This is a genomic window from Microbacterium sp. WCS2018Hpa-23 (assembly GCF_031843845.1).
GTDB lineage: Bacteria > Actinomycetota > Actinomycetes > Actinomycetales > Microbacteriaceae > Microbacterium.
The window spans coordinates 14219-25646 of record NZ_JAVTIZ010000007.1; the positions used below are offsets into that span (position 1 = coordinate 14219).

At 66.7% G+C, this 11428-nt stretch carries 15 protein-coding genes; 11 read left to right on the forward strand and 4 right to left on the reverse strand.

Translation table 11 applies throughout. The annotated features are described in order from the left end of the window. Window positions 1–62: 62 nt before the first annotated feature. A complete protein-coding gene (locus RQG77_RS12560) occupies window positions 63–1775 on the reverse strand; it encodes a glycerol-3-phosphate dehydrogenase/oxidase (protein ID WP_311245008.1) in 1713 nt (570 codons plus the stop codon). 172 nt (window positions 1776–1947) lie between these two features. Here RQG77_RS12560 and RQG77_RS12565 point away from each other — a divergent pair, with 172 nt between their 5' ends. After that, window positions 1948–2847 (forward strand): sugar-binding transcriptional regulator, encoded by a 900-nt coding sequence (locus RQG77_RS12565; protein ID WP_235560697.1) that lies wholly within the window; start codon window positions 1948–1950, stop codon window positions 2845–2847. A gap of 2 nt (window positions 2848–2849) precedes the next feature. Here RQG77_RS12565 and RQG77_RS12570 read toward each other — a convergent pair whose 3' ends face one another. Continuing rightward, window positions 2850–4001 (reverse strand): glutamate--cysteine ligase, encoded by a 1152-nt coding sequence (locus tag RQG77_RS12570; RefSeq protein WP_311245009.1) that lies wholly within the window; start codon window positions 3999–4001, stop codon window positions 2850–2852. Between the two features lie 209 nt (window positions 4002–4210). Here RQG77_RS12570 and rpsP point away from each other — a divergent pair, with 209 nt between their 5' ends. Genes rpsP through trmD form a run of 4 tightly spaced genes read left to right on the forward strand, consistent with a single transcriptional unit; the run spans window position 4211 to window position 6213 of the window. Continuing rightward, window positions 4211–4642 carry a 30S ribosomal protein S16 gene (gene rpsP / locus RQG77_RS12575; protein ID WP_311245010.1) on the forward strand — a complete coding sequence of 144 codons (432 nt, stop codon included), beginning with the start codon at window positions 4211–4213 and terminating at the stop codon, window positions 4640–4642. Window positions 4643–4648: 6 nt separating this feature from the next. Then, a complete protein-coding gene (locus tag RQG77_RS12580; RefSeq protein WP_056307930.1) occupies window positions 4649–4879 on the forward strand; it encodes an RNA-binding protein in 231 nt (76 codons plus the stop codon). Continuing rightward, the gene (gene rimM / locus RQG77_RS12585) at window positions 4872–5483 is read left to right on the forward strand and encodes a ribosome maturation factor RimM (RefSeq protein WP_311245011.1); all 612 of its coding nucleotides are present in this window, start codon (window positions 4872–4874) and stop codon (window positions 5481–5483) included. The genes RQG77_RS12580 and rimM overlap by 8 nt, the downstream gene beginning before the upstream one ends. Before the next feature lie 19 nt (window positions 5484–5502). After that, window positions 5503–6213 (forward strand): tRNA (guanosine(37)-N1)-methyltransferase TrmD, encoded by a 711-nt coding sequence (trmD, locus tag RQG77_RS12590; RefSeq protein WP_311245012.1) that lies wholly within the window; start codon window positions 5503–5505, stop codon window positions 6211–6213. Here trmD and RQG77_RS12595 read toward each other — a convergent pair. Further along, window positions 6210–6803, reverse strand: coding sequence for a histidine phosphatase family protein (locus tag RQG77_RS12595; protein WP_311245013.1), 594 nt, complete (start codon window positions 6801–6803; stop codon window positions 6210–6212). The genes trmD and RQG77_RS12595 overlap by 4 nt on opposite strands. 69 nt (window positions 6804–6872) lie before the next feature. Between RQG77_RS12595 and RQG77_RS12600 the strand changes: the two genes are divergently transcribed. After that, complete coding sequence (locus RQG77_RS12600; RefSeq protein WP_311245014.1) at window positions 6873–7610, forward strand: class I SAM-dependent methyltransferase; 738 nt, start codon at window positions 6873–6875, stop codon at window positions 7608–7610. Between the two features lie 15 nt (window positions 7611–7625). Here the strand turns inward: RQG77_RS12600 and map are convergent, their stop codons facing one another. Continuing rightward, a complete protein-coding gene (gene map / locus RQG77_RS12605; protein WP_311245015.1) occupies window positions 7626–8408 on the reverse strand; it encodes a type I methionyl aminopeptidase in 783 nt (260 codons plus the stop codon). Between the two features lie 110 nt (window positions 8409–8518). Here map and RQG77_RS12610 point away from each other — a divergent pair, with 110 nt between their 5' ends. From RQG77_RS12610 to RQG77_RS12630, 5 genes are all read left to right on the forward strand, one after another. Beyond that, entirely contained in the window at window positions 8519–9007 is a 489-nt protein-coding gene (locus RQG77_RS12610) for an MFS transporter permease (protein WP_311245016.1), read from the forward strand. 179 nt (window positions 9008–9186) lie between these two features. Further along, complete coding sequence (gene rplS / locus RQG77_RS12615; RefSeq protein WP_053099097.1) at window positions 9187–9534, forward strand: 50S ribosomal protein L19; 348 nt, start codon at window positions 9187–9189, stop codon at window positions 9532–9534. A 118-nt stretch (window positions 9535–9652) separates the two neighbouring features. Then, on the forward strand, window positions 9653–10387 hold the full coding sequence (gene lepB, locus RQG77_RS12620) for a signal peptidase I (RefSeq protein WP_311245017.1): 735 nt from the start codon (window positions 9653–9655) through the stop codon (window positions 10385–10387). Beyond that, window positions 10384–11043 carry a ribonuclease HII gene (locus RQG77_RS12625; RefSeq protein ID WP_311245018.1) on the forward strand — a complete coding sequence of 220 codons (660 nt, stop codon included), beginning with the start codon at window positions 10384–10386 and terminating at the stop codon, window positions 11041–11043. Before lepB ends, RQG77_RS12625 begins: the two co-directional genes overlap by 4 nt. A gap of 47 nt (window positions 11044–11090) precedes the next feature. Further along, window positions 11091–11417 (forward strand): DUF2469 family protein, encoded by a 327-nt coding sequence (locus RQG77_RS12630; RefSeq protein ID WP_056509743.1) that lies wholly within the window; start codon window positions 11091–11093, stop codon window positions 11415–11417. Window positions 11418–11428 lie beyond the last annotated feature (11 nt).

Genomic DNA, 11428 nt, shown 5'->3' on the forward strand with positions numbered 1-11428 from the left:
CCCCTTAGCCCTGGCACTTGTTGGGAGTTACACCGCGTGGAGGGCGGTGTTCGGATGTCTCGTCAGCCGCGTGTGCGGGACGAGATCTTCAGTCCATGTCGCTCGTTCAGCAGCGTGCGCGTCTGATCAAGCTCGGCATCGTGGCGTTCGCGATCCCAGTCGAGCAGAGGTGCCAGTGCATCGGCAAGCTCTTCGAGCACATCCGCGTCGGCGTGTCCGGTGAACGCGATGCTGGTGCGGCGCAGGATGACGTCCTGCAGGCGCGCGACCATCTCGTTCTCCACCATCCAGGCGAGCTCGCGCGTCGAGAGGTCGCCACCGGCGAGGGGAGCGTCGTCGCCCTGTTCGATGTACTCCCACACCTGCGCTGCGTGGGTGCCGTAACGGGCGAGCAGGCGCTCGGCGCGCTCACCTGCTCCGGGCAGGTTCTCCTGGATCCAGATGCGACGGGCTTTCTCGGTGCGCGGGAAGTCGCGGCCTCCGCCGATCGCGCGCCCGGCCGTCGACACGGTGCGGGTTCGGCCGATCAGACCGAGCACGACGTCGGAGAGCGACTCTCCGAGGGCGCGGAAGGTCGTCCACTTGCCGCCGACCAGGCTGACGAGGGGCGCTGCACCCTTCTCGTCCACCTCGATGCGGTAGTCGCGAGAGACGAACCCGGGAGCCGTGTCCTCGTGGCGGGGAAGCGGGCGGATGCCGGAGAAGTTGTAGACGATCTGCTCGCGTGTCACGTCGATCTGCGGGAAGACGTGGTGGATGAGGTCGAAGAAGTAGTCGATCTCCTCCTCCGTGCAGACCGGGACCTCGCGCGGGTCGGCGTCGATGTCGGTCGTGCCGACGAGGACGCGTCCCTTGAGCGGATAGATCAGCACGATGCGGCCGTCGGAGTGCTCGAAGAAGATCTCGCGTCCACGGGTCGCCTCGAGGAGCTCGGGGTGGTCGAGCACGATGTGCGAGCCCTTGGTGCCGCCCATGAAACGGGTGTCGGTGCCGAGGGCGTCGTTCGTGAGGTCGGTCCAGGGCCCGGATGCGTTGACGACCACGTCGGCCGTGACGGTGAACTCGGTGCCGCTCTCGCGGTCGCGCAGCACCACGTTCGCACCGTCGCGTGCGACGGCCTCGACGTAGTTCAGGGCGATGGCGCCGCCCGGATGCGCGGCGCGTCCGTCCTGCAGCACGTCGAGCGCGAGGCGCTCGGGGTCGTGCATGGAGGCGTCGTAGTACGTCGCGGTGTACTTGATGTTCGGGTCCAGCGAGGGGAGCTCGGCCAGCGAGCGCTTGCGGCCGAGGAACCGGTGACGGGGGACCATGCCGCCGTCGCGCGAGAACGTGTCGTAGATCGTGAGGCCGACCTTGATCAGGAACGCGCCGCGCTCCTGGGGCTTGCCGCTCTTGTGCGTCAGGAACCGAAGGGGAGCGGACAGGATGCCCGAGAAGGTCGAGTAGATCGGGATCGTCGTCTCGAGCGGCTTCACGTAGTGAGGCGCGATCTTGAGCAGACCGTTGCGCTCCTCGACAGACTCGCGGACCAGTCGGAACTCGCCGTTCTCGAGGTAGCGGATGCCGCCGTGGATCATGTGGCTCGACGCCGCCGACGCGCCGGAGGCGAAGTCTCCGCGTTCGACGAGCAGGACGTCCACGCCCTGCAGTGCGAGGTCACGGAATGTGGAGATGCCGTTGATCCCCGCTCCGATGACAAGGACGGTCGTGCGTCCCGATTCACGGACCGCGCGGACTTCGGCGCGTTCCGGTGATGAGTGTGTCGACTCGATCATCTTCGACCCTTCTCTGTGCGTGCCCCCAGCTTCGACCCTTCTGGCCAGTGCGCGCAAGCCGGTTGCACATATGTGCAAAGATCGAGGCGAGGAGGTCGTCGTGACCCATTCAGATGCAGTATCCCGGGATTCCAAGCTGGTCGCGGCGCTCACCGCCGCCCAGCTCTACTACATGCAGGACAAGACGATGGAGGTCATCGCGCAGGAGCTGAAGACGTCGAGGTCGTCTGTATCGCGTCTTCTCAGCTTCGCCAGAGAGAGCGGTCTCGTGGACATCCGCATCAACTCCCCGCTGGAGCGCCTCGGGATGCTCGAGCAGCACATCAGGGACCGCTACCGCGTCGTCGCGCACGTCGTGCCGATTCCGGAGATCGTCAGCGAGGTGGAGCGACTCGAACGCGTCGCGCTGACCGCCGGGCGGCTGCTGTCGCAGTTCGTCGACTCGAACATGATCGTCGGCGTCGCCTGGGGGTCGACGATCAGTGCTGTCAGTCGCGGTCTCACGCAGAAGGAGACGCACAACACGACATTCGTGCAGCTCAACGGCGCGGGCAACACGCAGACCAGCGGTGTGGAGTACTCGAGCGACATCCTGCAGCGCTTCGGCAGTGCGTTCGGCGCGCAAGTGCAGCAGTTCCCGGTGCCGGCGTTCTTCGACGACCCCTCGACGCGCGAGGCGATGTGGAGGGAACGCAGCACTCGTCGTGTGCTCGACCTGCAGTCGAAGATGGACATCGCCGTGTTCAGCCTCGGCTCGCCAGCCGCGGAGGTTCCCAGTCGGGTCTATGTCGGCGGTTACCTCGGGCGTGACGACTACCGGAGCCTACGAGAGGACCACGCGATCGGAGACGTGGCGACGGTGTTCTTCCGCGCGGACGGCTCGTGGAGGGACATCCGGGTGAACGCGCGGGCGACCGGTCCAGGGCTCGACCGGCTGCGCCGCGTTCCCCGGCGCGTGTGCGTGGTGTCCGGGGTCCCCAAGCTGGTGAGCCTTCGCGCGGCGATCGCCGCCGAGCTGATCACAGACGTGGTGCTCGACGAGGGGTTGGCGCGGCGACTCGTCGAGGACTGAGCTCAGCCTTCTTCCGTCGACGCCTCGGGGCCCGAGCGGAACTCGCGGATCAGATGCTGCACGACGGCGCCCAGGTCTCCGCCGGTCGCATTCGCGATGGTCAACTGGCGCTCGTAGCTGGCGCCGTCGTTCAGGATGGTCCCGATGCTGCCGAACTCGCGCACGCAGCCGAGCTCCACGGCGACCGGCGCCAGGTCTTCGATCACCTGAGCGAGATGTTCGCGAACAGGGCGCTGCGTGCCGACGGCGTCCACGATCACGCGTGCGTCGAGGCCGTAACGGGCCGCACGCCACTTGTTCTCGCGGTGGTACCAGGCCGGCATCTGCGGGAGCGTCCGCCCCTCGTCGAGCTCCCGGGACAGGTGCTCCACGAGCACCTGGACCAGCGCCGCGACGGCAGCGAGCTCGGGGAGGGTCGAGAGGCCGTCGCACGCGCGGATCTCGATCGTCCCCCAGCGCGGCGCAGGACGGATGTCCCACCGCACCTCCGTGGCATCGGCCATGACACCGGTGCGGACCATGTCGTCGAGGTAGGCCTCGTACTCCGACCAGTTCTGAAGAGGCCACGGGAGGCCTGCGGTGGGCAGCTGCTGGAAGACGAGCGCACGGTTCGAGGCGTATCCCGTGCGCTCTCCTGCCCAGAACGGGCTCGACGCCGCGAGCGCCTGAAGGTGGGGGAGGTAGCCCGACAGGGCGTTGATGATCGGGATCACCTTGCGCTGGTCCTCGACCCCGACGTGCACGTGGATGCCCCAGATCATCATGTTGCGACCCCACCACTGGGTCCGCTCGATCAGGGTGTGATACCGGGTCTTGTCGGTCACCTCCTGGTCGTACCACTGGGCGAACGGGTGGCTTCCGGCGGAGAGAAGCTCGATGCCCGCGGGGTCGGTCGCGGTGCGCACGGCTGCGATCGCATTGGCGATGTCGTCGACCGCGTGCGCGACGGAGTCGCCGATCCCACTGGTGACCTCGATGGTGTTGGTGAGCAGTTCGCCGGTCACGGTGTGCCGCTCATCCTCGCTCTCGGCTTCGAGCGCCGAGAGCAGCTCCGGCGCACGACCTACCAGATCACCGCTCACCGGATCGGCGAGCATGATCTCCCACTCCAGGCCGACGGTGGACCGCGCCGATGGCGCGAAATCGAGCTTCACGAGCACAGTCTGACACGCGCCGTCGGCGACACGGCAACCCCCGTGTCGCCCCGTTTCGCTCCTTGGCCGCGGATCTGGCAGAATAGAAGGTCGGACGACGTGCTCGACCCTCTATCCAGCATTCGTCCTCCCTCTTTGAGCTTCCGCCGGGTGTGCACCCCACTCTCCAGGCGATCGGTTCGTCAATTTCCACACAATTCAGGAGAATCGTGGCTGTCAAGATTCGTCTCAAGCGCCTGGGCAAGATCCGTGCGCCGTACTACCGCATCGTCGTCGCCGACTCGAAGACCAAGCGCGATGGTCGCGTGATCGAGGAGATCGGCAAGTACCACCCCACCGAGGAGCCCTCGTTCATCGAGATCGACTCCGAGCGTGCGCAGTACTGGCTCTCCGTCGGCGCGCAGCCGACCGAGCAGGTCGCGGCCCTTCTCAAGATCACGGGCGACTGGGGCAAGTTCAAGGGCGACAAGGACGCGAAGTCCACGCTCAAGGTCAAGGAGCCCAAGGTTCCGTTCGAGATCGACGCGTCCAAGAAGTCCGTCGTCAAGCCCAAGGCCGAGAAGAAGGAGGCTCCCGCAGAGGAGGCTCCCGCCAAGGCCGACGCGGAGGCCGCTGAGGCTCCCGCAGCCGACTCGGAGTAATCCGTCGTGCTCGCCGCCGCGCTCGAACACATCGTCAAGGGGATCGTCGATCACCCGGAGGATGTGCGTATCAACTCCTCCACCTCGCCGCGAGGCGATCTCCTCGAGGTGCGTGTGCACCCCGATGATCGTGGACGCGTGATCGGGCGCGGCGGCCGCACCGCCAAGGCACTGCGTACGCTCATCTCCGCGCTGGCTGATGGGCGTCGCGTCCGCGTCGACGTCGCGGATGACTGACGTGGTGGCGAAAGAACGCAACCAGGGCAAGAACCAGCTGCGCGTAGGGCGTCTCGTCAAGGCCCATGGCCTCAAGGGCGCGCTGAAGCTGGAGCTCTACACCGACAACCCCGAGCGCCGATTCACTCCGGGAGCCGAGTTCACGTTGCAGGTGCCAGAGGCATCTCCGTGGCATGGCAAGACCGTCGTCGTCCGCGAATACCGCGTGATGAACGGCAATCCGGTCGTGTTCCTCGAGGACGTCGACGATCGTGAGGGTGCCGAGACCCTCGTCCGCGCGATCCTCTGGATCGATCAGGACGATGACGAGGTCGAGGACGACGCGTGGTTCGACCACCAGCTCGTCGGTCTCGATGTCGTCCGCGATGAGATCGTCGTCGGCAAGGTCGTGCGCGTGGAGCACTTCCCCGCGCAGGATCTGCTCATCGTCCGATCCGGCGATCAGGACATCATGGTGCCGTTCGTCCAGGCGATCGTCCCCAGCGTCGACGTCCGAGCGGGGCGCGTCATCGTGACTCCGCCTCCCGGCCTCTTCGAAGAGCTTCCGGACGCGACAGACACAGCGGATGCGGGAGAGTCCTCGGACTCCGACGCGTCCGCGTGACCGCTGGTACGGTTCCTCCGTGCGCATCGACGTCCTCTCCATCTTCCCGTCGTACTTCGACGGACTGACGCTCTCCCTCCTCGGGAAGGCGCAGAGCGCCGGCATCCTCGACCTCCGAGTGCGTGACCTCCGCGAGTGGACGTCCGATCGTCACCGCACCGTCGACGACACCCCGTACGGTGGCGGCGCCGGGATGGTCATGAAGCCCGAGCCCTGGGGCCTCGCGCTCGACGAGGTCGCGTCATCGAGCACCGAGATGACGCAGACCCGACCCACGATCATCTTCCCCTCGCCGGCCGGGGAGGTCTTCACTCAGGCCACCGCACGCGACCTGAGCACCCGCGATCACCTGATCTTCGGCTGCGGCCGATACGAGGGCATCGATGAGCGGGTCTTCGAGTACGCGGCGTCGCTGGGCGAGGTCCGTCTCGTCAGCCTCGGCGACTACGTCCTCAACGGCGGCGAGGTCGCGACCATGGCGATGATCGAAGCCATCGGCCGCCTCATCCCCGGAGTCGTCGGCAATCCCGAGAGCCTGGTCGAGGAGTCCCACGAGGACGGCCTGCTCGAATACCCGTCGTACACGAAGCCATCGGTCTGGCGCGATCGCTCGGTGCCCGACGTGCTGCTGAGCGGCAACCACGCGGTCATCGCCTCGTGGCGGCGCGAGCAGCAGCTCGAGCGCACGCGTCGCCGTCGTCCCGACCTGCTTGCGGAAGACGACGCCTAGAGCATCGTCTCGCTGCCGTGGTCGATCTCGAGCACGACATCATGCGGATGCCGGAGCGACAGGGCCGACGCCGCATCCAGGCCTCGGAGGTCGGCTCGGAGCATCCTGCCGATCATCTCGTGACTCACCAGGAGCGGGATGCCGGCCGTCGCCCATCCGCACGACGACAGCGCCCGGCGTGCTCGCGCCCGTGCCTGCGCATAGCTCTCCCCGCCGGGGAAGGCCCATCCGTAGCGGTTCGCTGCGCGGTCCTCGCGCGCGGTGGGGAATCGTCGATCGATCTCATCCCAGGTCAGGCCGGCCATGTCGCCGTGGTGGACCTCCGCGAGTTCAGGGACCTCGACGAGATCGGCGCCGAGGCGATCGGCGATGATGACGGCGGTTCTCAGCGCTCGGCCGAGCGGACTCGAGCAGACCGTGGTGATCCCTCGTCCGGAGAGGCGCTCGGCGATGCTCTTCGCCTGGCGGATGCCGTCGTCTGTCAGCGGCGAATCCAGTTGCCCCTGCAGACGGTGTTCCAGGTTCCACAGTGTCTGCCCGTGTCTCACCAGGAACAGGTGCTCCGGCACGTGGCGATCCTGCGGAATCATGGACTCAGGATGGCACAGCCACCGCGATCGCGGCGGAGTGATCCCGCGCTCGGCTGATACCGTCGGAGCATGGTCGATGAGGTTCTTGCGAAGTCCTTCGAACGTATCGGAGCGGATTACGACCGCTATCGCCCGGGTTTCCCACAGGCGTCGGCAGACCTGATCGTGCCGACACCCGTGCGGGCTGCGCTCGACCTCGGAGCCGGCACCGGGAAGTTCACGGAACTGCTCGAGGGTCGAGCCGAGCACGTCATCGCGGTCGAACCGTCGTCGGCGATGCTCGACGTTCTGAGAGCGAAACTGCCGACAGCGGAGGCCATGCAGGGAAGCGCCGAGCAGATTCCGGTCGGCGATGGCGGCGTCGATGTCGTGACCGTCGCGCAGGCTTTCCACTGGTTCGATCGTGAGGCCGCCTGCGCGGAGATCGCTCGAGTGCTCGTGGCCGGCGGCGCCCTCGGGTTGGTCTGGAACCACTCCGACCCCGCGAGCACCTGGGACAGAGCGGCGCATCGCATCGCGCACCCCGCGGTGGCGGAGGAGGACGGCACGACGAGCTCAGCCGCGGACGAGCTGCCAGGTTTCGTGCACGTCCGACAGGAGCAGATCCGTTGGACGGAGCGGATCCGCCGGGAGGACTATCTCAAGCGGTGGTCGACGGTGAGCAGCTTCCTCGTGGCGGATGACGACGAACGCGCGCGTATGCTCGCCGCGATCGAGGCCATCCTGGACGCCGACTCCGACACGCGTGGTCGCGAGGAGTTCGACCTGCCCATCGTGACGGACGTGTTCGTCTACAGACGCGCCTGACCCGAGGGCACGTGCTCAGTCGACGCCGAGGAACGAGCGGTCGGTGAGGATGATCGGGCCGTCGGCCGTGACGGCCACCGTGTGCTCCGAATGAGCGCCTCGGGATCCGTCGACGCTGCGAAGCGTCCAGCCGTCAGGGTCTGTGATGAGCTCGTCGGTGGTCTCGAGCAGCCAGGGCTCGAGTGCGAACACGAGTCCCTCGCGAAGCGGGAAGCCTCGTCCTGCCCGCCCGTCGTTGGGGACATGCGGATCGCCGTGCATGATGCGGCCGACGCCGTGCCCGCCGAAATCGGTGTTGATCGAATACCCCTCGCCGTGCGATACGGCGGCGATGGCGGCGGAGATGTCACCGATCCGGTTGCCGACGACGGAAGCCGCGATCGCGGCGTCGAGGGCGCGCTCGGTCGTGTCGATGAGTCTGAGATCCTCGTCGCGCGGAGTGCCGACGACGAAAGAGACGGCCGAGTCCGCGACCCATCCGTCGACGGACACGGCGAAGTCGAGCGAGACCAGGTCCCCATCGCGGAGTGTGTAGTCGTGGGGGAGTCCGTGCAGCACAGCGTCATTGATCGACGTGCAGATCACCTTGCCGAAGGGGCTCGCACCGAACGAGGGGTGGTAGTCGATGTAGCACGACTCCGCTCCCGCCTTCCGGATCATGTCGTGCGCTCGGCGATCGATCGACAGCAGGTTGGTGCCGACCTTCGTCTCGTCGCGCAGGGTCGCCAGCGTCTCGGCCACGAAGCGCCCGGCGGCGCGCATCTCGTCGATCTCGGCAGGGGTGCGCAGTTCGATCATCGGGTGTCCTCTCGTCCCCTCCATTCTCGCCGATGCGTGCGCCTCCGGTGTCCGCGCGCTCACAGCGAACACCGGGGCGGCGGCGGAGCGGGCGTCGTACGATCTGTGACATGTGGTTGCGTCAGGCGTTCTTCCGGTGGCTGGTTCCGGCCGCGTTCCTGCTGCCGCTCTGGCTCCTGATCGGCTGGGGCGTCTTCCAGGGTGGCTGGACGATCCTCTGGGTCCTCTTCATCGCGATCCCGTCCGTCTTCGTGGGGCAGCTTCTGCTCACGCTCCTCACACGGTCCCGCCCTTCGGTGCGCGCCGATCGTGCCGTGTCGTGGTGGGACGTCGGAGGATTCAGCCTCTGGCATGGGCTGACGATCGCCGTCGGGTGCTTCATCGACGGCGCATTCGGCTGGCTGCTCGCCGCCGCGATCATCGTCGGCATCGGCCTCGTGTGGCTGCAGCTGTGGCAGCTGTGGAACGAGGCCAAGGGGAGTGGCGCGCGATTCCGCGAGACCATCGCCTGGTCCACAGTCCCGGGCGTCGATGAGCCGGAGCCCGCGACGCGTGCGCATGAGGTCATCGTGGTCAGGGAGAGCGACGCTCGGGACTGACACCGCAGCACGTGACGTTTTGGCCGCGTGAGGCATCCATGGCAGAATGAATGTTTGTGCCGTGACCGGTTCTGCCCCAGGGGAGCCCGCGGACGCTTCGGCGCCGTTCAGCACACACCCGTTCTTGTTCCTTCCTACATCATGCATCCGACCTGAGGCGAGTGCAGAGAGAGACGATCATGCAGATCCTCGACGCCGTCGACGCAGCATCCCTGCGCTCCGACGTTCCCGTCTTCCACCCCGGTGACACGGTCAACGTACACGTGAACATCACCGAGGGCACCCGCTCGCGTATCCAGGTCTTCAAGGGCGTCGTCATCGGCCGCCAGGGCGACGGCGTGCGCGAGACCTTCACCGTTCGCAAGATCAGCTTCCAGGTCGGCGTCGAGCGTACGTTCCCCGTGCACTCCCCGGTGATCGACCACATCGAGGTCGTCACCCGCGGTGACGTGCGTCGCGCGAAGCTCTACTACCTCCGCCAGCTGCGTGGCAAGAAGGCGAAGATCAAGGAGAAGCGCGACAACTGACGCGCAGGTTCTCCACAGCACCCCGGGACACGATGTCCTGGGGTGCTTTGTTCTCTCCGGGGTGTGCGACCCTTGATAGTGCCGTCTCCGAGCGGTGCGAGACTGTGAAGGAACACTGATGACGACTGACTCCGCCGCCGCATCCACGCCCCCGACGAAGCGGCGCCGCGGGTTCCTGGTCTTCCTGCGGGACGTCCTCGTGATCATCGTCATCGCCGCGCTCGTCTCATTCGTGGTCAAGACCTTCGTCGTCCGCTCGTTCTACATCCCGTCGGCTTCGATGGAGCGCACACTGCTCGTCAACGACCGGATCCTCGTCGACGAGCTCACGCCTCGTTGGACGTCCTACGAGCGTGGCGACGTCGTGGTCTTCAAAGACCCGGGCGGCTGGCTCGACGGACAGGTTCAGACTCCCGCGCAGCCCCCGCTCATCCAGGCGTTCGACTGGGTCCTGAACGTGGTCGGCATCTCCGCCACCGACTCGCAGGACCACCTGGTCAAGCGCGTGATCGGGCTTCCCGGAGATCATGTCGTCTGCTGCAACGCGCTCGGCCAGCTCACCATCAACGGGGCCCCGATCGACGAGCTGAGCTACCTGAACCTTCCCGACGGGGACACCGCAGCCTCGAACGAGCCCTTCGACGTCGTCGTGCCCGAGGGGTCGATCTGGGTGCTGGGAGACAACCGCGACCGATCGCGTGACTCGCGGGCGCATCAGGACCTCCCCAGCGGCGGCTTCGTCCCCCTCGAGAATCTCGTGGGCAAGGCGTTCCTCACCACGTGGCCCTTCGACCGTATGGGGACCATCGACGGACATCACGACAGCTTCAACGGCGTTCCGGACTCGGAATGACCGTCGTCGCACCCAAGCTCACCCTGGAGCGTCGCCTCCTGACCGAGTGCGATCTGGTCATCTCCCTCGACGAGGTCGGGCGAGGAGCGCTGGCCGGTCCTGTCGCGGTCGGAGCCGCGGCGATGGACGCCGCAGGATCCCGTCGTCGCGTCCCCGAGGGCCTGCGGGACTCGAAGCTCGTCACGGAGAAGCGCCGACCCGACGTCGCCGCCAGAGCGGCCGCCTGGGTCCAGGCGTCCGGTGTCGGCTGGGCGAGTTCCGCAGAGGTCGATGAGGTCGGCATCATGCGGGCACTGGGACTGGCGGCCTCTCGAGCGGTGCAGAGCATCGTCGACCAGGGCGTCGCGATCGAGAGCGCCCTCGTGCTGCTGGACGGCAACCACGACTACGTGTCCTCCGTCCATCCCGTGCCGCTTCGCGTCCGTCCGGTGATCAAGGCGGACAGAGACTGCGCATCGGTGTCAGCGGCGTCCGTGATCGCGAAAGTCGCGCGAGACACCTACATGGCGGAGCTTCACGAAGGGCATCCGGCCTACCAATGGGACAGGAACAAGGGCTACGCGAGTCTGGAGCACCGAGATGCGATCCGCGCTCTCGGGCTGTCGCCCCATCATCGTTCGTCATGGGCTATCGCCGATGCTCCGACGCTGTTCTGACTCTCCGTGCGGCGACGATGCGCCGCCGACTCTAGGATGGAGACATCATGGATGAGGAAGCCTTCGACGACTACGACCGCGAACTCGAGCTGGCGCTGTTCCGCGAATACCGCGACGTCGTCGCTCAGTTCCAGTATGTCGTCGAGACGGAGCGCCGGTTCTACCTGGCCAACGAGGTCAACGTCGTGCGCCGCGACACCGAGCACGACTTCTACTTCGAGATCTCGATGACCGACGTCTGGGTGTGGGACATCTACCGCGCCGACCGTTTCGTGAAGGCCGTGCGCGTGCTCACCTTCAAGGACGTCAACGTCGAAGAACTCCAGCGCCGTGAGTTCGAGTTGCCCCAGGAACTGTCGCTCGACGGGGAATGACCCCTTCTGCA

Bases quoted from the DNA above. Each gene is read 5' to 3' on its own strand.
- RQG77_RS12560 (WP_311245008.1), bottom strand. From the start codon at position 1,775: ATGATCGAGTCGACACACTCATCACCGGAACGCGCCGAAGTCCGCGCG.
- rimM (WP_311245011.1), top strand. From the start codon at position 4,872: ATGACTGACGTGGTGGCGAAAGAACGCAACCAGGGCAAGAACCAGCTG.
- RQG77_RS12610 (WP_311245016.1), top strand. From the start codon at position 8,519: ATGTGGTTGCGTCAGGCGTTCTTCCGGTGGCTGGTTCCGGCCGCGTTC.
- lepB (WP_311245017.1), top strand. From the start codon at position 9,653: ATGACGACTGACTCCGCCGCCGCATCCACGCCCCCGACGAAGCGGCGC.
- RQG77_RS12595 (WP_311245013.1), bottom strand. From the start codon at position 6,803: ATGATTCCGCAGGATCGCCACGTGCCGGAGCACCTGTTCCTGGTGAGA.
- RQG77_RS12600 (WP_311245014.1), top strand. From the start codon at position 6,873: ATGGTCGATGAGGTTCTTGCGAAGTCCTTCGAACGTATCGGAGCGGAT.
- map (WP_311245015.1), bottom strand. From the start codon at position 8,408: ATGATCGAACTGCGCACCCCTGCCGAGATCGACGAGATGCGCGCCGCC.
- RQG77_RS12625 (WP_311245018.1), top strand. From the start codon at position 10,384: ATGACCGTCGTCGCACCCAAGCTCACCCTGGAGCGTCGCCTCCTGACC.
- rplS (WP_053099097.1), top strand. From the start codon at position 9,187: ATGCAGATCCTCGACGCCGTCGACGCAGCATCCCTGCGCTCCGACGTT.
- RQG77_RS12565 (WP_235560697.1), top strand. From the start codon at position 1,948: ATGCAGGACAAGACGATGGAGGTCATCGCGCAGGAGCTGAAGACGTCG.
- RQG77_RS12630 (WP_056509743.1), top strand. From the start codon at position 11,091: ATGGATGAGGAAGCCTTCGACGACTACGACCGCGAACTCGAGCTGGCG.